This is a genomic window from Salinicola rhizosphaerae (assembly GCF_014652715.1).
In the GTDB taxonomy this organism is placed as follows: domain Bacteria; phylum Pseudomonadota; class Gammaproteobacteria; order Pseudomonadales; family Halomonadaceae; genus Salinicola; species Salinicola rhizosphaerae.
Map to the genome: position 1 here is coordinate 157,602 of NZ_BMZI01000003.1, position 17,055 is coordinate 174,656.

At 64.7% G+C, this 17,055-nt stretch carries 17 protein-coding genes; 5 read left to right on the top strand and 12 right to left on the bottom strand.

What is annotated here, in order from left to right; translation table 11 throughout:
- Nucleotides 1–10 precede the first annotated feature (10 nt).
- On the bottom strand, nt 11–1,210 hold the full coding sequence (doeA, locus tag IE125_RS06925) for an ectoine hydrolase DoeA (RefSeq protein ID WP_189443936.1): 1,200 nt from the start codon (nt 1,208–1,210) through the stop codon (nt 11–13).
- 206 nt (nt 1,211–1,416) lie between these two features.
- Here doeA and ehuR point away from each other — a divergent pair, with 206 nt between their 5' ends.
- The 5 genes from ehuR (at nt 1,417) to IE125_RS06950 (ending at nt 6,897) form a co-directional block, all read left to right on the top strand.
- Nucleotides 1,417–2,823 carry a MocR-like ectoine utilization transcription factor EhuR gene (gene ehuR / locus IE125_RS06930; protein WP_189443937.1) on the top strand — a complete coding sequence of 469 codons (1,407 nt, stop codon included), beginning with the start codon at nt 1,417–1,419 and terminating at the stop codon, nt 2,821–2,823.
- A 141-nt stretch (nt 2,824–2,964) separates the two neighbouring features.
- Nucleotides 2,965–3,906, top strand: a complete 942-nt coding sequence (locus tag IE125_RS06935; protein WP_189443938.1) for a 2-hydroxyacid dehydrogenase — start codon at nt 2,965–2,967, stop codon at nt 3,904–3,906.
- Nucleotides 3,907–4,001: 95 nt separating this feature from the next.
- On the top strand, nt 4,002–4,721 hold the full coding sequence (locus IE125_RS06940) for a hypothetical protein (RefSeq protein ID WP_189443939.1): 720 nt from the start codon (nt 4,002–4,004) through the stop codon (nt 4,719–4,721).
- 111 nt (nt 4,722–4,832) lie between these two features.
- Complete coding sequence (locus tag IE125_RS06945) at nt 4,833–5,762, top strand: LysO family transporter (protein ID WP_189443940.1); 930 nt, start codon at nt 4,833–4,835, stop codon at nt 5,760–5,762.
- A 127-nt stretch (nt 5,763–5,889) separates the two neighbouring features.
- Nucleotides 5,890–6,897: a LacI family DNA-binding transcriptional regulator gene (locus tag IE125_RS06950; RefSeq protein ID WP_189443941.1), complete on the top strand. Its 1,008-nt coding sequence runs from the start codon at nt 5,890–5,892 to the stop codon at nt 6,895–6,897.
- Nucleotides 6,898–6,921: 24 nt separating this feature from the next.
- Here IE125_RS06950 and IE125_RS06955 read toward each other — a convergent pair whose 3' ends face one another.
- The 11 genes from IE125_RS06955 to IE125_RS07005 form a co-directional block, all read right to left on the bottom strand.
- Nucleotides 6,922–7,455 (bottom strand): gluconokinase, encoded by a 534-nt coding sequence (locus IE125_RS06955; RefSeq protein WP_189443942.1) that lies wholly within the window; start codon nt 7,453–7,455, stop codon nt 6,922–6,924.
- A gap of 64 nt (nt 7,456–7,519) precedes the next feature.
- Nucleotides 7,520–8,539 carry an L-idonate 5-dehydrogenase gene (locus tag IE125_RS06960; protein WP_229808970.1) on the bottom strand — a complete coding sequence of 340 codons (1,020 nt, stop codon included), beginning with the start codon at nt 8,537–8,539 and terminating at the stop codon, nt 7,520–7,522.
- A gap of 46 nt (nt 8,540–8,585) precedes the next feature.
- Entirely contained in the window at nt 8,586–9,356 is a 771-nt protein-coding gene (locus tag IE125_RS06965) for a glucose 1-dehydrogenase (RefSeq protein WP_189443943.1), read from the bottom strand.
- A 58-nt stretch (nt 9,357–9,414) separates the two neighbouring features.
- Nucleotides 9,415–10,773 (bottom strand): GntP family permease, encoded by a 1,359-nt coding sequence (locus tag IE125_RS06970; protein WP_229808971.1) that lies wholly within the window; start codon nt 10,771–10,773, stop codon nt 9,415–9,417.
- A 150-nt stretch (nt 10,774–10,923) separates the two neighbouring features.
- Nucleotides 10,924–12,057: a tRNA nucleotidyltransferase/poly(A) polymerase-related protein gene (locus tag IE125_RS06975; RefSeq protein WP_189443945.1), complete on the bottom strand. Its 1,134-nt coding sequence runs from the start codon at nt 12,055–12,057 to the stop codon at nt 10,924–10,926.
- 9 nt (nt 12,058–12,066) lie between these two features.
- On the bottom strand, nt 12,067–12,396 hold the full coding sequence (gene glpE, locus IE125_RS06980) for a thiosulfate sulfurtransferase GlpE (protein WP_189443946.1): 330 nt from the start codon (nt 12,394–12,396) through the stop codon (nt 12,067–12,069).
- Nucleotides 12,397–12,746: 350 nt separating this feature from the next.
- The gene (locus IE125_RS06985; protein WP_189443947.1) at nt 12,747–13,586 is read right to left on the bottom strand and encodes a symmetrical bis(5'-nucleosyl)-tetraphosphatase; all 840 of its coding nucleotides are present in this window, start codon (nt 13,584–13,586) and stop codon (nt 12,747–12,749) included.
- A 108-nt stretch (nt 13,587–13,694) separates the two neighbouring features.
- Nucleotides 13,695–14,078 carry a Co2+/Mg2+ efflux facilitator ApaG/CorD gene (apaG, locus tag IE125_RS06990; RefSeq protein WP_189443948.1) on the bottom strand — a complete coding sequence of 128 codons (384 nt, stop codon included), beginning with the start codon at nt 14,076–14,078 and terminating at the stop codon, nt 13,695–13,697.
- Between the two features lie 60 nt (nt 14,079–14,138).
- On the bottom strand, nt 14,139–14,957 hold the full coding sequence (gene rsmA / locus IE125_RS06995; protein ID WP_189443949.1) for a 16S rRNA (adenine(1518)-N(6)/adenine(1519)-N(6))-dimethyltransferase RsmA: 819 nt from the start codon (nt 14,955–14,957) through the stop codon (nt 14,139–14,141).
- 14 nt (nt 14,958–14,971) lie between these two features.
- Complete coding sequence (gene pdxA, locus IE125_RS07000) at nt 14,972–15,994, bottom strand: 4-hydroxythreonine-4-phosphate dehydrogenase PdxA (RefSeq protein WP_189443950.1); 1,023 nt, start codon at nt 15,992–15,994, stop codon at nt 14,972–14,974.
- Entirely contained in the window at nt 15,994–16,953 is a 960-nt protein-coding gene (locus tag IE125_RS07005) for a peptidylprolyl isomerase (protein WP_189443951.1), read from the bottom strand. Before IE125_RS07005 ends, pdxA begins: the two co-directional genes overlap by 1 nt.
- Nucleotides 16,954–17,055: the final 102 nt, after the last annotated feature.

The following is a 17,055-nucleotide window of genomic DNA, read 5'->3' on the forward strand; positions in this document are numbered from 1 at the left end:
ACAAACAGCGCTACTTGACGAACAGCTGGCGCGGGAAGTTGCACAGCGGCTCGGCGCCGTTTTCGGTGATCAGGATACTTTCGGTAATCTCGAGCCCCCAGTCATCCATCCACATGCCGGGCATGAAGTGGAACGTCATGCCCGGCTCGAGAATCGTCTCGTCGGAGGGGCGCAGACTCATGGTGCGTTCGCCCCAGTCTGGCGGGTAGCTGATCCCGATCGGATAACCGCAGCGCGCACCGCCGCGGTCGAAGCCGTACTTGTCCATCGCGGCGCCGAGCGCGAGCGCGATATCAGCACAGCGATTACCGGGCTTGGCGACGGCGAGACCGTTCTCGATGCCTTCGAGCAGCGCCGATTCCCCACGGATGAAGTCCTTCGGCGGCTTGCCGAGAAACACGGTTCGTGACAGCGGCGCGTGGTAGCGCTTGTAGCAGCCGGCGATCTCGAAAAACGTTCCCTCGCCTTCGCGAAACGGTGTGTCATCCCAGGTCAGGTGGGGCGCTGCGGCGTCGCTGCCGGTCGGCAGCAGCGGCACGATCGCCGGATAGTCACCGCCGTGAACCTTGCCTTCACCGTCGGTCCAGCCCTCGGTTCCGACCCGATAGATCTCGGAGACCAGTTTGCTCTTGGCCAGCCCCGGCTCGATCATCTCGATGATACGCGTGTGCATGCACTCGACGATGCGCGCCGCCGTGCGCATGTAGGCGATCTCCTGCGGCGACTTGATCGCCCGGCACCAGTTGACCAGCGCCGTGGCATCGACCAGCTTGGCGTGGGGAAGCTCCTTCACGAGACTGGTGTAGGCCTTGGCAGAGAAGTAGTAGTTGTCCATCTCCAGCCCGACATTGCCGGTATGCCAGCCATACTCCGGCAGCACCGACTGCGCCAGATACTCCATCGGATGCATGTCCGGATTCTGCACGTAGTAATCCGGGTAGTAGCGCACCCGCTCTTCGTTCATCCAACAGGTACGCCAGGCGCCGTTGGCATCTTGCCGCCGGCCATACCAGACCGGCTCGCCCTCGAGGCCGATCAGCACGCACTGATGGACATAGAACGACCAACCGTCATAGCCGGTCAGCCAGGCCATGTTGGAAGGGTCGCTGACGATGAGCACATCGACACCGCGATTGGCCATCGACACCCGCACCTTGTGCAGGCGGCTGGCGTACTCTTCGCGGGAAAAAGGCAGGGATACCTGGAACATGGTGCCACTCGACTAACGGGACCGAATTGATGGAACCTGCCAATCTGCCCTCGATCAACAGGGAGACCGACAGAGACCTGCCGCTTGCCGACCGGATGTGGAATTGTCATGATGCGTAGCGCCAACATCAGTACAATTATCGGTCAATGCATCATTTAGGATAGTAGCATCGCCGCGCGTCCCGCCGTCAAAGGCTTTATTGCATCATGACAATTGATCTGAAACCCTTCCTGAGCCAGCAGGGTCCGAAATATCTCGCCATTGCCCGCGCACTGGCCGAAGCCGTACGCCAAGGCGCGCTGGCACCCGGCTCCCGCCTGCCCACGCACCGTGATCTGGCAGAAACGCTCGGTGTCAGCGTACAGACCGTCTCCCGCGCCTACGATCAGGCCGAGAAACATGGGCTGGTGCAGGCTCGCGTCGGCAGCGGCACCTGGATCCGCGATGCCGACGGCGAATCCGAGACCGAGTATCTGCGCGCACCGGCAGCTTTCACCGACGAAAGCCAGATCGATCTCTCCATCGCCCATCCGGTCTGCCCGCCCTCCCATCACGTGCGCTTTCGCCAGGCGCTGGCGGAGCTCGCCGACGTCGCCCACGCCGACGTGATCGCCGCCTGTCGGCCGATTGCCGGGCTCGCCCATCAGCGCGAACGCGCCAATCACTGGCTTGGCGAGCGCCTCGGCGTTCCCGGCGAGGTCGAGGATCGGCTGCTCTGCAACGGCACGGCGCATGGCCTGATGCTGGCCATCGCCACGGTCGTCCAGCACGGTGACGTGGTCTTGACCGAAGCGCTGACGGATCACGGCCTGATTTCGCTATCGCGAACCCTCGGCTTTCAGCTACGTGGCGTGGCGATCGACGATCAGGGCGTCGTACCCGAGGCATTGGAAGCCGCTATCGTGCGCTTTCAGCCCCGCGCGGTCTGCGTGACGCCAACCCAGCTCAACCCGACCGGGGCGACGATGGAGAACGCACGCCGCGACGAGGTCGCCGAGATTCTGGCGCGCCACGACGTCTGGCTGATCGAGGACGATGTCCACGCCTTGCTGGAACCGCCGGGACTGACGCCGCTCGCGGCCCGATTGCCGCAGCAGAGCTTCCACGTCACCAGCCTGACCAAGGCCACGGTGCCGGGGCTGCGCGCCGGCTACCTGAGCGTACCGCGCGGCCAGATGCACCACACGCTGCCGCGCCTGCGCGCCACCAGCTGGATGGCCACACCGCTGGTGCTCGAGCTCGCCGACTACTGGCTGGCCAACGGCATGATCGACACCCTGGCCCACGAGCAGCGGCGTCTTCTGGCCGAGCGCCAATCGCTGGCGGCGAGGCGGCTGGCCGGGCACGCCATCGAATCGCGGCCCAGCAGCCTGCATCTCTGGCTCGCGCTGCCCGAACCCTGGCGCGCCGAGGAGCTGCAGCAGCAGGCGAGCCAGGAAGGGGTCGCCATCACCACGGCCCAACCCTTCATGGTCGACCCCACCTCGCCGCCTCGCCGAGTGCGCCTGAGCCTGGGTGCGGAGAATGACATCGAACGCCTCGATGCGGGCCTCGGCATCATCGCCAATCTGCTGCAGGAGCCGCCGCCGCCGATGCTGCAGATCGTCTACTGATGAGCAATGAGCCATGCGCGAAGCACTGTCGCCCAGTGGCGTGTCTCGCCAGCGATAGCGGGTTCGCCCCCATCGTCTCCTGTCGTCTGATACGATCGACATTCAACTACATCAATAACTCACCGCTTTCAGGGAGCTCCCATGCGTGTCCTGATCTACCACAATGACGCCGACAACTGGCGCACGATCCTCTCCGAGCGCCTGTCTGGCGTCGAGTTCATCACCGCTGCCGCGAGCGGCAACCCTCAGGCCGACTACCTGGTGGCGTGGAAGCCGCCTGCCTCGGTCTTCGACGAGCAGACCGGGCTCAAGGGCATCGTCAACCTTGGCGCCGGCGTCGATGCACTGCTGCAGAACCCGTCACTGCCTCGCGACATCCCCATCGTCAAGCTGCGTGACGCCGGCATGGGCGAGCTGATCGGCGATTACGCTCGCTACGGTGTCATGCATTTTCAGCGCGACTTCGATCGCTATCGAGACCAGCAGCGTCAACGTCAATGGCAGCCCGTTTCGGTCGTCGACAAGGCCGACTGGGGCGTCGGCGTGCTCGGGCTCGGCGCCATCGGGACGCGCGTGGCGCAGATGCTGGCGGCCGACGGCTATCCGGTGCACGGCTGGAGCCGTTCCCCCAAGCAGCTCGAAGGCATCACCTGCCACCACGGCGATGCCGGCCTCGACGCCTTGCTCGGCCAGGTCATGACGCTGATCACGCTGCTGCCGGACACGCCGGCAACGCGCCATCTCATCAACCGCGAGACCCTGGCCAAGCTGCCGGCGGGCGCGAGCCTGGTCAACCCGGGGCGCGGCAGCGTCATCGACGAGCGCGCGCTGATCGAAGCTCTGGGTGAAGGCGATGACGACCGCCAGAGCGGCGGCCACCTGCGCGGCGCCATTCTGGATGCTTTTCCGGTCGAACCGCTGGCCGACGATAGCCCACTGTGGCGCCATCCGCGCATTCTGATCACTCCGCATATCGCAGGCCCGACCCCGCTCGGCGCCGCCGCCGATCAGGTCGCAGAAGCGCTGAAGGCGATGTCGGAAGGGAAGCCGGTCGAAGCCATCGACCCCGATGCCGGGTATTGAGTTCACGAGCGATCCTGACAGCCACTGCCACGCTCTGGAACCTCCAGCCGCCACTGCCGTCTCAGAAGCCATCGTGATGTAGCAGGAGAGGCTTCATGTTAGCGATGATTCGACGGGGGATCACAGCGGTAGCGGTACTCGCGGCCATCGGCTGCGCACCGCTGAGCCTGGCCGCGCCAGCGCCCGACCCCACCCCCTTCACGGCGCGCTACAAACTAGCGATCGATGGCTGGCCGGACGCGACGATCACCCACCGGCTGTCGCACGGCAGCGGTGGCGAGAGCGACGTGTGGACAAGCGACATGCAGGCAAGCATCAAGGTGGCCAGCGGCGAGGAGCGCGGGCGCTTTCGGCTCGATGACGATGGGCCGCCGCAGGCGCTCGACTACACCAGCCGCTACTCGCTGCTCGGCATCGGCGATGACTACCATCTCGGTGCCGACGAGCTGCAGACGCTTCCCGATCGCCAGACCGCGCTGTTCTCGCTGTCACGCCGCGCCCCGGACGCTCGCTGCGCGAGTGCTCAGGTCTCGCCCTGCGAGTTGACCTATCAGGACCATAAGGGTCGCGAGAAATCGATGCTCTACCGCGTCGTCACGCATGGCGACGTAAAGACGCCAGCCGGGACCTATGCCGGTGTCACGGTCGATACCTGGGACCCCGATCCGGACAAGCGCGATCGTCATCTCTTTCTGACGTTCAGCTCGGAGATCGCGGGGCTTTTATTGGGTAGTCGCTACGTGAAAGACGGCAAGGAGAGCAGCCATCTCGAGCTGCTGAGCATAACGCGAGATCGGCCTGCCGCGAGTGACTGAAGTCGCTTCCCATCCGCCCCCGCATCCACTAGAGTCGAGCCCCCACGGACGCCGCATCATCGGCGTCCGTTTTTTCGTCTCGTATTCCCGTCACCTATCAACGAGGTTGCCATGCTGCTCGGCCTGCTGTGGATTCTGCTGCCTCTGGTTCTGGGCTATCTGATCCCGATCCGGCATGCCGGCATTCGCCGCGCGATCGACCGCGGCGTCAACCTATCGGTCTACGTGATTCTGCTCTTGATGGGCGTGGGTCTGGGCAGCCTGGCGAATCTTCTGGATGAGCTCTCTCGCATCGGCACTACCGCGCTGACACTCTTCATCGTGATTGCGCCGATCAACCTGCTGGCGCTGGCCTGGCTTTGCCGTCGCCCTGTGGGCAGACGTGCGCCCGAGCGCATCGGCCACGATGACGGAACGCCGACCGGGAAATGGCAGGCGCTGGCGGGCTCTACGCAGCTGGCCGGCACGGTGCTGGTCGGGGTCGTCATCGGCGTTGCCGCGCGATGGTTCGATCATTCGCTCACCGCCCTCTCCGAGACGCTCGCGACCTGGACACTCTACGTACTGCTGGGCCTGGTCGGGTGTCAGCTGCGTAACTCGGGACTGGGCCTGCGACAGATTCTGCTCAATCGACTGGGACTGGCGATGGCGCTGACCGTCTTTGCCAGTTCGATGCTGGCCGGGCTCGCCGTGGCACCGCTGCTGGACCTGCCGTGGAATCAGGGTATGGCGATGGCCGCTGGCTTCGGCTGGTACTCGCTCTCCGGCATTCTGATCGGCGATCAGCTGGGGCCGGTACTGGGCGGCGCGGCTTTCTTCAACGATCTCGCCCGGGAACTGCTCGCCTTCCTGCTGATCCCGCTTTTCATGCAGCGCGCCATGCCGCTGGCCATCGGTTACAGCGGCGCGACGGCAATGGACGTCACGCTCCCGATCATTCAGCGCTACGGCGGCGTCACCTGCGTGCCTCTGGCGATCGTCAGCGGATTTCTGCTCTCGCTGCTCTCCCCGCTGCTGATCCTGCTGCTGCTATCATTTTGACCGGTGGGACCGCGTTCTACCGCCTCCCGTCTACGACCAACGACGTGGAGAGCCATTCGGCCGACCGTGATACGCTGAACCAAAGTTACCGGTAACATAAAAGCTCTTCTCTACAGGGAAAGACGGCATGCCTCGTCGCTCGTCCGGGCGCGTCACGCTTCAGCACATCGCCGATAGCGTCGGCGTGACCAAGATCACGGTCTCGCGCGCGCTGCGCGAGCCGCACCTCGTCTCCGAGGATCTGCGTCTGCGCATCGAAGAGGCAGCGGCGGCCCTGGGCTACATTCCCAATCGCCAGGCCGGTGCGCTCGCCAGCGGCCGTAGCCAGAGCGTAGCGCTACTCATTCCATCGCTCTCCAATGCGGTGTTTTCGGAGATTCAGCGCGGCATCGAGGAGGGTCTGAGCGCGGCGGGCTACCAGGTGCTGATCGGACACACCGGCTACTCGCTGCTCGAGGAAGAGCGTCTGATCGACACCTACTTGAGCTACGGTGTCGATGCGATGATTCTGCCCGGCACGCGACATACCGATCAGGCGCGCCGGCTGCTCACGCGCTCGGGAATCCCGCTGGTCGAGACACTGGAACTGACCGATACGCCTCTGGACATCAACGTGGGGCTGGATCAGAGCGCTGCCGCGGTCGCACTGACCGAAGCCTTTCTCGAACGCGGGTATCGCCGCATCGGCTTCATGGGCGCGAGGCTTGACCACCGGGCGCAGCTTCGCCTTGCCGGATGGAAACGTCGTATGAAGCAGGCGGGGCTCTCGTGCGAACGCTGCCTGACCACACCGCGCCCCTCCTCCTACCGTCTGGGCGGCGACATGCTGGCCTCGATGCTGGAACGCTGGGCGGATCTGGACGGCGTGTTCTGCAACAACGATGACCTGGCCGCCGGCGCGCTGTTCGAGTGCCAGCGACGCCATCTGGACGTCCCCGGTCAGCTGGGCTTGGCGGGATTCAACGGACTGGATATCACCGAAGCTACGACGCCGACGCTCGCCACCGTGGTGACACCGCGCCGGCGCATCGGTGATTTAATCGCCAGGAAGCTTCAGGCGAGGTTGCAGGGCGCGCCGCTGGTGCCCTGCCGAGAGGATGTCGGGTTCGAGGTCGTCTGTCGCGGCAGCCTGTGACAGGATGACCAACGGTACGAAACGCTAGAACTCACCGCGCAGGGCGCGTTTTTCCAGTTTCAGCACGGCCTCGTTGACGACCTGATCCATCGTGCCGGCGATATCGACCGTGACCGCCTCGTCTTCACCCGGCGCTTCCAGCGTCTCGAGCTGACTGTCGAGCATCGCCTCACCCTTGAAGAAGTGCGCTTGCCGGGACTGAATGCGCTGCAGCAGAAGTTCACGACTGCCGGCCAGGTGCACGAAAGTGAGCCCATCGTCACCGCGACGCAGCGTATCGCGATAGCGTCGCTTGAGGGCGGAGCAGCCAATCACCAACGTTTCTCCCTGGGCCCTCGCCGCGCCGATGAGCTCGGCCAGCTTGGCAAGCCATCCGGCACGATCGTCGTCGGTCAGCGGTTCGCCACGCGACATCTTGGCCACGCTCTCCGGCGCATGGTAGTCGTCACCATCCAGAAATCGGCCGCCCAGCGCCGTCGCCAGGCGCTGACCGACTTCCGTCTTGCCGCAGCTGGAGACGCCCATCACGACGACTCGCCGCCCCTCGGATTCGCTCATGGTTCTGCCTTCTCATTCAATGACTGCTCGGGCGGGCGAGCGCCCCCTGTTCCGCTGTCGTTAATCACCAGATCTCGACCACGACCTTACCGGAGCGACGCGAATCTCGGGCAAGATCGAAAGCATCGACCGCCTCATCGGCGGGGATGACGTGAGAAATGACGCTATCGAACAGGTCGTGTCGCTCCAGCAGCGTGATCGCACGGTCGACCTCGTCGTTGAAGCGGAAGCAGCCCAGATAGCGGACTTCTTTCGAGATCATCGGGGCGAGCGTGATGCCCTGCGGCTCGGGCCCCATCATGCCGACCTGGACGATCGTCCCCGCGCGACGCACCGCGTCGATCGCCCCATTGATCGATGCCGGGACGCCGGAGCACTCGAGCACGATATCGAAGGCCTGTGACGACAGCGCCTCGCGAGTGACGTTGACCGTTGCGTCAATGCCCAGCGGTGCGGCCCGCTCCAGCGCTTCATCGAGCACATCGGTGATGGTCACGGATTCCGCACCCTCGATGACCGCCGCCGCGGCCGCCAGCAGGCCGATAGGACCGGCACCGCAGACCAGCACCCGCTGCCCGCTCACCCCACCCGCCAGATTGATCGCATGCAGTCCGACCGCCAGCGGCTCGGCCAGCGATGCGCGCTTCAACGACAGGCTCTCGGGCAGCGCGCGGATCATCTCCTGGCGGACGACCAGATATTCCGACATGCCACCCTGCGTGTGCGGCCAGGTCGAGGCAGAACCCAGATAGGCGCCATTTGGCCAGAGATGCGGCATCGACTCGATACCGCGAGACGACTCGCCGAACGTCGCCGGATGGAAAGTCACCGGCGTACCGGTGGCCCAAGTGCCGCTCGGGTCCTGATCGATGGTACCCGACAGTTCGTGACCCGGAATCAATGGCTCGCGGATGGCGAAGGCGCCATTGGCCCCCTCGTGATAATAGTGAATGTCCGACCCACAGATACCCGCGTAGTGGATCTTCACTCTGACCGAACCGGCCGGCACCTCAGGCACGTCGCGATCTTCGATCTTCAGCGTCTTCGCCCGGTGGATCACCAGCGATTTCATGGTCTGGCCCATCTCGTTCTCCTTCCTATTCAGCACGTTTTCGGCTCGCAGTCACGTCTCAGACGACCGCGGTCATGCCACCGTCGACGAAAATGTTCTGACCCGAGACGAAATTCGACGCCGGCGAACCGAGGAAGATCAGCGCGCCGATGAGTTCGTCGACGTCGCCCCAGCGCTGGGCGGGGGTGCGCTTCTCGACCCACTGATTGAACGTCTCGTCCTGCCACAGCGCGGTGTTCATGTCGGTCTTGAAGTAGCCGGGTGAAATGCAGTTCACCTGAATGTTGTGACGCGCCAGATCGGCGGCCATGCCCTGAGTCAGCATGACCACGCCACCTTTCGAGGCCGAGTAGGGTGCAATGGTCTCGCGAGCGAGTTTCGACTGGACCGAGCCGATATTGACGATCTTGCCCGATCGGCGCTCGGCCATGTGCCGCGAGAGCACGCGGGAGACGTGAAACACGCTGTTGAGATTGGTGCCGATGACCGCGTTCCAGTCCTCGACCGCGAACTCACTGATGGGCGCGCGTTTCTGGAGCCCGGCGTTGTTGACCACGATGTCCGGCGTGCCGTGAGACTCGATCAGCTTTTCGAGGGCCGCTTCCGTCGCCGCGGCATCGGTGACATCGAACGCCGTCGCCGCGACCTCGGCGCCAGTCTCCTCCCGAATACGCTCGGCGGAGGCCTCGACGCTCTCCAGCGTGCGCCCATGAAGGATCACCTTCGCCCCGTGCCGCGCCAGGCCACGGGCCAGCGCGTAACCCAGCCCGCGGGAGGAGCCGGTCACCAGAGCGGTCTGACCGCTGATATCGAAAAGGGCGTCACGCATATCGAGAGTCTCCTTCGAGAGAACGTTGTCGAGAAAGCCAGTTTTCCAGAAACCGCTTTCAGAAAATGGCGAAGATCACCACGGCGAGGATGAAGCCCGCCACCGATTCGATCGCCTGCTGCATGGTCCAGGTCTTGAGCGTGGTCTTGACGTCCATGCCCAGAAGCCGACCGACCAGCCAGAAGCCCGAGTCGTTGACGTGGCCGGCGAACACCGAGCCCGCCGCGGTCGCCAGGGTGATCGCCACGATCTGCAGCGCGGAATAATCGGCAGCGGCGACGGCAGGCGCCATGAGCCCGGCCGCCGTGACCAGGGCGACCGTTGCCGACCCTTGCGCCAGACGCATGATCACGGCAACCAGATACGCGGCGACGATCACCGGCAGCCCCAGGTCACCGAGCGATGCCGATAGCGCGTCACCGATGCCGGATGCCCGAAGCACCCCACCGAACATGCCGCCGGCGCCGGTGATCAGCACGACCGAGCAGATCGGTCCCAACGAGGAGTCGACGATCTTCTCCAGCGCACTGCTCTCCTCTCCGCGCGAGCGGCCCAGCACGATCAGCGCGACGAAGACCGAAATCAACAGCGCCACCGGCGTATTGCCCAGCGCCGAGGCGATCTTGAACCAGGTCTGGTCCGGATCGGCCACGCCGAGAGAGCGCAGGAAATTGAGCCCGGTATTCAGAAAGATAAGGACCAGCGGCAGCAGCAGGATCGAGATGACGGTGGAAACCTTCGGCGGGTTCGTGACCTCGTCATCGTTGCTCTGGCCAAACAGCGCATCCGACAGTTTGATGTCGGTATGCTTGGCGGTGAACTTCCCCCACAGATAACCGGAAACCCACCACAGCAACGGCGCGATGATCAGGCTGACCAGCAGCAGCAGACCCAGGTTGGCGTTGTAGAGTTCGGACGCCGTGACAGGCCCCGGATGCGGGGGCGAGAAGACGTGCATGACCGAGAACGCGGCCGCCGTCGGAATGGCGTAAAGCAGGATCGGACCGCCCAGACGCCGAGCGACGGCGAAAACGATCGGCAGCATCACGATCAGGCCGGCGTCGAAGAACATGGGGAACCCCATGAGCAGAGACGCGACCCCCAATGCCAGGGGCGCCCGCCGCTCGCCGAAGACCTCGATCATGCGGTCGGCGAGCACCTTGGCGCCGCCGGAATGTTCGACCAGCTTGCCCAGCATCGCGCCCAGACCGACCAGCAGCGCCACCGCGCCGAGTGTGCTGCCGAAGCTCGACACCATGGTCGGCACGATCTGATCGGCCGGTATGCCGGTCACGAACGCGGTGATCAGACTGACGGCGATCAGCGTCAGGAAGGCGTGAACCCTGAACACGATCACCATGACCAGCAGCAGCGCGACTGCCCCGGCTGCAATGCCCAGAAGCGGGCCCGCCGACATTGTTTGCTCCCAACCCTGCATCTCATCTCTCCCGAGAGTATGTTACCGGTAACATCATAGGTGAGACCAGCACACCTCGACATAAGACTTTCGGATCACGGGCTGTTAACGAACTACAAGCCATCCGTGCCGTCACCTGCCGGCGAGAGGTTACAGCGTCTCCAGCGCTTCCCGGATGGTCTCTTCACGTCGCCGCGCCAGCTCCTGGCCCAGCGCAGGACCCTGGAAGCCTTCCTCGAGCAGCGCGCGAGGCAGAATCTGCGAGGCGAGGCGCCAGGCCAAGGCGAGATCGTCGGCGAGCGCGCCATCGTCATGGGCGATCAGTGCCAGCAGCGGCGCCACCCGCTCGGGACGTCGCCAGGCATCGATGGCATCGAGCCACCCCATGATCGCGCTCGCGTTGCGGCGCACCCCGCCGATATGCTGCCGCAGCCGTCGAGACAACGCCGCCAGGCGCATGGCCTCGCGGAAAGCATTGGGCGCCTTGACGCCATCGTTGAGAGCTGTGATGGACTCATCGTCGAGATGTTCACCCAGCCGCGCCCAGCGCCAGAGCGCCTGATCCTCACCATCGGTCACGTCCGACATTCGCTCCAGTGACGTCGCCAAAGCTGGCGTCGCCAATGGCGGCATCAGCACCGCCAGCGCCCCGCAGGCGTCGAGCGTTTCGAAATAGGCGCCGGGGTCAACCTCGCCCAGCGCCTTACCGGTCTCGGTCCAGACCCGTTCGGCGACGAGATAGCCAACTTCACCGCTGGCGGCCAGCTGACGCATCAGCGCCTGTGTCTCGGGTGCGATACCGAACCCGAGCTGGCGGTAGCGGGCGAGAAAGCGCGCGGCGCGCAGCACCCGAAGCGGGTCTTCCACGAAGGCCGGGGAAACATGCCGCAATCGTCGAGCATCGAGGTCACGTTCGCCGCCGTAGGGGTCGACCAGCTCACCGGACGGCTTCTCGGCCATGGCGTTGATGGTGAAATCGCGACGGGCAAGATCCTGCTCCAGCGTCACATCCGGGCTCGCATGAATTTCGAACCCGGTGTAGCCGTGCCCCTGCTTGCGCTCGGTACGCGCCAGCGCGTACTCCTCATGCGTGACCGGGTGGAGAAACACCGGAAAATCCCGACCGACGGACTGAAAGCCGCGACGGCGCATCTCCTCGGGCGTAGTACCGACCACCACCCAGTCACGGTCGCCGACAGGCCAGCCCAGGCGCGCATCGCGCACCGCGCCGCCGACCAGATAGACGTCGAGCCCCTCGATCGCGGTATCGCTGTCGACGCTCATGGGCACTCCTCAGGGCTTCAAGACGTGATCCGGGTGGCGGTGCGCCCAGTCGACGAAACCGCCATCCAGGCTATAGACCTCGCCGAAACCCTGGCCCGCCAGCCAGGCGGCTGCCTGCTGGCTGGAGTGACCGTGATAGCAGACCACTACCAGCGGCATATCCGATGGCGTCTTCTCGACCAGCTCGGCCACGCTGGTGTTATCGAGATGACGGCTGCCGGGAATATGGCCCTGCGCGAAGCTGAGCGGGTCGCGGATGTCGACCAGCTGCAGGGGACGTTGTTCACCGAGCCACTGCTGCAGCGTCGACGGATCGAGATGTTCGAAAGCTTGCGACATCGAAGACTCCGAAACTTGGGAAGGCGCTCCACCGACGGCGGAGCAGATAAAAAGATGACAGCCGTCGTCGCGGAACTCGCTGACCGGAAGCGATCATCGGCCGCCATCCGGCCGTCGATTCGAGTCCGAATTGTTCATTCCTGTCTGACGGTCAATTCAGGTTCGATGGTCAACTCATGATAGCGAGACGCACGTCCGCTGCCAGTCACTCGTCAGCGCTCCGGAAAGGCTGAATAAATCGACGAGCGAGATGAAGCGCAAGGCGCATGGAACACAGAACACGAGACATAACATGGGGTTAGGCGAGTGTTCGAGTACCACGCAACGCAGCGATTCGCTAGCGTAGGCATTTATGCAGCCTTTCCCTGACGTGAGGGCTCGACTATCAGGCTGCCGCTGTCCAGATCCATGGCCGTCAGAGATCCGCCCCAGACGCAGCCCGTATCCAGCGCGCGCGCGTCGACGCGCGCATCGGGCGTGTGCCCCTCGAGCGCCGCCCAGTGACCGAAGACTAACGTCGGACGCACGCCCGCAGGCTCCGGCACTCGCGGGTAGGTGAACCAAGGCGCGAAACCGTCCGGCGCGCTGTCGAGCCCCTCTTTCGCGGCAAAGTCGAGCGTACCGTCGGCGGCGATGAAGCGCATCCGCGTGAACACGTTGACGATGGCGCGGAGTCTATCGGTGCCGGTCAAGGCATCATCCCAGCGCGCTGGCACGTTGCCGTACATGGCGCCCAGAAAGTCATCGACGGTGTCGCTCGCCAATACCGACTGCGCCTCCCGCGCCAGCGCCCGCGCCTGGTCGAGCGTCCAGTTCGGCAGTAGGCCGGCATGGGTCATCACGCAGTGTCGCGTTCGATCCTCGACCAGCAGCGGCTGGCGACGCAGCCAGTCGATCATCGCCTCGCGATCCGGCGCCTCGAGGATATCGGTCAGCGTGTCATGACGTTTCAGCTTGCCATGCCCGCGCGCCACCGCCAGCAGATGCAGATCGTGATTACCGAGCACCACGCTCACCGCTCCATCTAGCGCCATGCTCTTGCGCAGACAGCCGAGCGAGTCGGGCCCGCGGTTGACCAGATCGCCGGCCAGCCAAAGATGATCCCGCGAAGGTGAGAAATCGAGCCGCGCCAGCAGCGCCTCGAACTCCTCGAAGCAGCCCTGCAGATCGCCAATCGCGTAGGTCGCCATTGCTGTTCCTTGTCGGTTGTTGCCGCTCGGTCGCGTTCGGGATTCGCCGCCTCGGTGCGTCACTCGTTTGGCGGGACGTCCCCGCAGCCTGGCGGGTATCCGAGCGGGTCAGTGAACCTGGTTGGGCCCGGCCAGCCGAAACGGCGCAATCGAGACGTCGAACGACTGCTGACTGGCGACATCGACACAGGTGTAGCTGCCCTGCATCACGCCCACCGGACATTCGAGCACGGCGCGACTGGTGTAGCGGAAGCTATGACCGGCAGTGATCGTGGGCTGCTTGCCGACGACACCGTTGCCGCGAACTTCCTGCACCTTGCCGTGACCCTGGGTGATTTTCCAATAGCGAGAGAGCAGCTGCACGCTGCGCTCGGAATGGTTGTGAACGGTGATCGTGTAACTGAACACGAATCGCTGGTCGTCGACCGACGACTCATCCTCGCGAAATTCGGGTTCGACGTCGACGGTGATCGCCGGAGGCACTTCAGACATGACAGATGCTCACAAAGGGGTCTCGCTCGAGAAGCCAGCCGGCGAGTGGCGCAGAGCGCCTCACGCCAGGTTCTCCATCGAGTGGTTGCTGATCGTGACGAGCTCGCCGACCGAGAGCGTCTGCGGCCGGCGACCGGGATCGATCCCGAGCGCCTCGAGCGCATCGGCAGCGATGATGCCCTTGAAGTTGTTGCGCAGAGTCTTGCGGCGCTGGCCGAAAGCCGCTCGCACGATATCGGCAAAATGCGCTTCGTCCCGCGCCGTCGCCGGCAGCTCGCGAAACGGCGTCAGACGGACGATGGCGGAGTCGACCTTGGGGCGCGGCACGAAGGCTTCCGGCGGCACGACGAACAGCGACTCCACCTGACAGTAGTACTGCGTCATCACCGACAGGCGGCCCCAGTTGCTGCCCCCCGGCTGCGCCGCCAACCGCTCGACCACCTCTTTCTGCAACATGAAGTGCATGTCGGCGATGGCGCCGCGCGCCGCCAGCAGATGGAAGATGATCGGCGTGGAGATGTTGTACGGCAGGTTGCCGACTACCCGAAGCTGACGCCCATCTTCTTGCGACAGCGCCTGAAAGTCGAACTTCAGCGCATCGCCTTCGTGGATCGTGAATTCGGGGTAGTCATAAAACTGCACGCGCAGGCCGGGGATCAGATCCCGATCCAGCTCGATCACCTCGAGCGCGCCGGCTGCGGCAAGCAGCGGCGCCGTGAGCGCCCCCTGCCCGGGACCGATCTCGACCAGCCGATCCTCGGCGCGCGGACCGATCGAGCGCACGATGCGCGAGATGATGCCGCTGTCCTGGAGAAAGTTCTGGCCGAAGCGCTTGCGAGCACGAGGCAGCGGCGCACGGTCGGGAGAACGACTAGACATGAAAGACAGATTCCTTAATTGACGCGAGTCGCCATCTGGCGAGCGACATCCAGCGCCACGCGAAGACTGCCGACATCGGCGAGGCCGCTGCCGGCCAGGTCTAGCGCCGTGCCGTGATCGACCGAGGTGCGCACCATGCCGAGGCCGAGCGTGATGTTGGCGGCACGACCGAAACCGGCGTATTTGAGCACCGGCAACCCCTGATCATGATACATCGCCAGAACGGCATCGGCGGCATCCAAATGGCGCGGCGTGAAAAGCGTATCCGCCGGCAGCGGCCCGACGATATCGATACCCAGCTCGCGTAGACGCGTCAGCGCGGGGCCGATGATCTCGATCTCCTCGCGACCGAGATGACCATCCTCGCCGGCGTGCGGGTTGAGGCCGCAGACCAGCAGGCGCGGCGCCTCGATGCCGAAGCGGCTCTGGAGCTCTGAGACCAGTACCCGGATGACGCGTGTCAGACCGTCTGGCGTGATCGCCGCCGACACCTGCTGGAGCGGCAGGTGTGTGGTGGCCAGCGCAACGCGGAACGTTCGCCCGTCTCGTTCGGTGGCGAGCATCATCACCACTTCCTCGACGCCGCAGGCATCCCGTAGATATTCGGTATGTCCGGTGAAGCCAGGATGGCCGCCTTCGATGATGGCGCCCTTGTGCAGGGGCGCGGTCACCATCGCGTCAGCCTGACCGCGGCGACAGGCGGCGATGGCCACGTCCAGCGTCTCCAGCACGTAACCGGCATTGGCAGGGTCGAGCCGACCCGCGTGCGACGGCGCCCTGAGACCGACGGGCCACACCGGCAGACGACCGTTGACCGCTGGCGCGATCGCCTCACCCGGCGTGCAGACATCCAGCGTCACCGACAGTGAGAGCTCGCGAGCTCGCGCCTCCAGCAGTTCGGGATCACCGACCGCGACGACGCTCGCCGCCAGCCCTTGCCAATCTTCGGCTGCTAGCAGCGCGAGTTCCGGCCCGATACCGGCCGGCTCACCGGTGGTCAGTACCAGAGCGGGCGATGTCACCGGCGAGGCTGTCATCAACCCTGGTCGAGGCGGTTGTCGATGTAGGCGCTAGCGCGAATTTCCTGGGTCCACGCTTCCAGCTCGTCGTTGACCTTGCGCTGGAAAATCGCCTGGCTGGCCTGTTCCCGGGTCATCTTGCCGCCCGAATTGCCGCGTGTCTCGAGCAGCTTGACCAGATGAAAGCCGCTGGGGCTGCGAATCGGCTGGCTCACCTCGCCCTGCGACAGCGCCGGCACGACCTCGGCGAAGATGGAGGGGATCTGCGCCGCCGGACGCCAGCCCAGATCGCCGCCCTGCAGCGCCTGGGCGCCGTCGGACTGCGCCACCGCGAGCTGCTGGAAGTCAGCGCCGTTCTGCAGCTGCTGATGGAGATCCTGTGCCTTGGACTGCGCCTGCTTGACCTGATCCGGCGTCGGCGACTGCGGCACGGCGACCAGTATCTGCGCCAGGTGATAGGAGGCATTGCTGGTCTGACTGTTCTGCTCGAGGAAGCGGTCGACTTCGCGATCGGAGACGGTCACCTTGCTCGCCACCTGGCTCTGCTGCACTTGCCGGATCAGCAGCTCGCGGCGCACCTGCTCGCGCACTTCCGCCAGGGTCTGCCCCTGCTGCTCGAGCTGATCGGCGAACTGATCCAGCGTCAGGCCGTTGTTCTTGGCGATGCCCCGCATGGTCGTATTGAGCTGGGTCTCATCGATATTCAGGTTGGCGTTCTCCGCCATCTGAAGCTCGATCTGCTCGACGATCATGCGGTCGAGCACCTGCCGTTCCAGCGCCTGGCCCGGCGGCGCCTGGATATTTCTCGACTGCAGCTGATTGCGCGCCTGCGCTACCCGGCTCTCGAGCTGGCTGTGCATGATGGCGTCGTCGTTGACGACCGCGACGATGCGATCCAGCGGCACTTCTTCTGCTACCGCCGACAGCGGCGACATCAGCGCCACCAGTGCCAGGGGGATCCACGCTTTAAGACGCATGCCTACCTCTCTTGCTTGACTCTCGACTGTTTTGACGACGCACCGTCGGGCGCGCCATCAGTTTCGATACCGCGTTATCGAAATGCGGTGTTGTTGGATGTC

Excerpts from the sequence above, each read along its gene's own strand:
- doeA (WP_189443936.1), bottom strand. The coding sequence starts at position 1,210 with ATGTTCCAGGTATCCCTGCCTTTTTCCCGCGAAGAGTACGCCAGCCGC.
- ehuR (WP_189443937.1), top strand. The coding sequence starts at position 1,417 with ATGACAATTGATCTGAAACCCTTCCTGAGCCAGCAGGGTCCGAAATAT.
- IE125_RS06935 (WP_189443938.1), top strand. The coding sequence starts at position 2,965 with ATGCGTGTCCTGATCTACCACAATGACGCCGACAACTGGCGCACGATC.
- IE125_RS06940 (WP_189443939.1), top strand. The coding sequence starts at position 4,002 with ATGTTAGCGATGATTCGACGGGGGATCACAGCGGTAGCGGTACTCGCG.
- IE125_RS06945 (WP_189443940.1), top strand. The coding sequence starts at position 4,833 with ATGCTGCTCGGCCTGCTGTGGATTCTGCTGCCTCTGGTTCTGGGCTAT.
- IE125_RS06950 (WP_189443941.1), top strand. The coding sequence starts at position 5,890 with ATGCCTCGTCGCTCGTCCGGGCGCGTCACGCTTCAGCACATCGCCGAT.
- IE125_RS06955 (WP_189443942.1), bottom strand. The coding sequence starts at position 7,455 with ATGAGCGAATCCGAGGGGCGGCGAGTCGTCGTGATGGGCGTCTCCAGC.
- IE125_RS06960 (WP_229808970.1), bottom strand. The coding sequence starts at position 8,539 with ATGGGCCAGACCATGAAATCGCTGGTGATCCACCGGGCGAAGACGCTG.
- IE125_RS06965 (WP_189443943.1), bottom strand. The coding sequence starts at position 9,356 with ATGCGTGACGCCCTTTTCGATATCAGCGGTCAGACCGCTCTGGTGACC.
- IE125_RS06970 (WP_229808971.1), bottom strand. The coding sequence starts at position 10,773 with ATGTCGGCGGGCCCGCTTCTGGGCATTGCAGCCGGGGCAGTCGCGCTG.
- IE125_RS06975 (WP_189443945.1), bottom strand. The coding sequence starts at position 12,057 with ATGAGCGTCGACAGCGATACCGCGATCGAGGGGCTCGACGTCTATCTG.
- glpE (WP_189443946.1), bottom strand. The coding sequence starts at position 12,396 with ATGTCGCAAGCTTTCGAACATCTCGATCCGTCGACGCTGCAGCAGTGG.
- IE125_RS06985 (WP_189443947.1), bottom strand. The coding sequence starts at position 13,586 with ATGGCGACCTACGCGATTGGCGATCTGCAGGGCTGCTTCGAGGAGTTC.
- apaG (WP_189443948.1), bottom strand. The coding sequence starts at position 14,078 with ATGTCTGAAGTGCCTCCGGCGATCACCGTCGACGTCGAACCCGAATTT.
- rsmA (WP_189443949.1), bottom strand. The coding sequence starts at position 14,957 with ATGTCTAGTCGTTCTCCCGACCGTGCGCCGCTGCCTCGTGCTCGCAAG.
- pdxA (WP_189443950.1), bottom strand. The coding sequence starts at position 15,994 with ATGACAGCCTCGCCGGTGACATCGCCCGCTCTGGTACTGACCACCGGT.
- IE125_RS07005 (WP_189443951.1), bottom strand. The coding sequence starts at position 16,953 with ATGCGTCTTAAAGCGTGGATCCCCCTGGCACTGGTGGCGCTGATGTCG.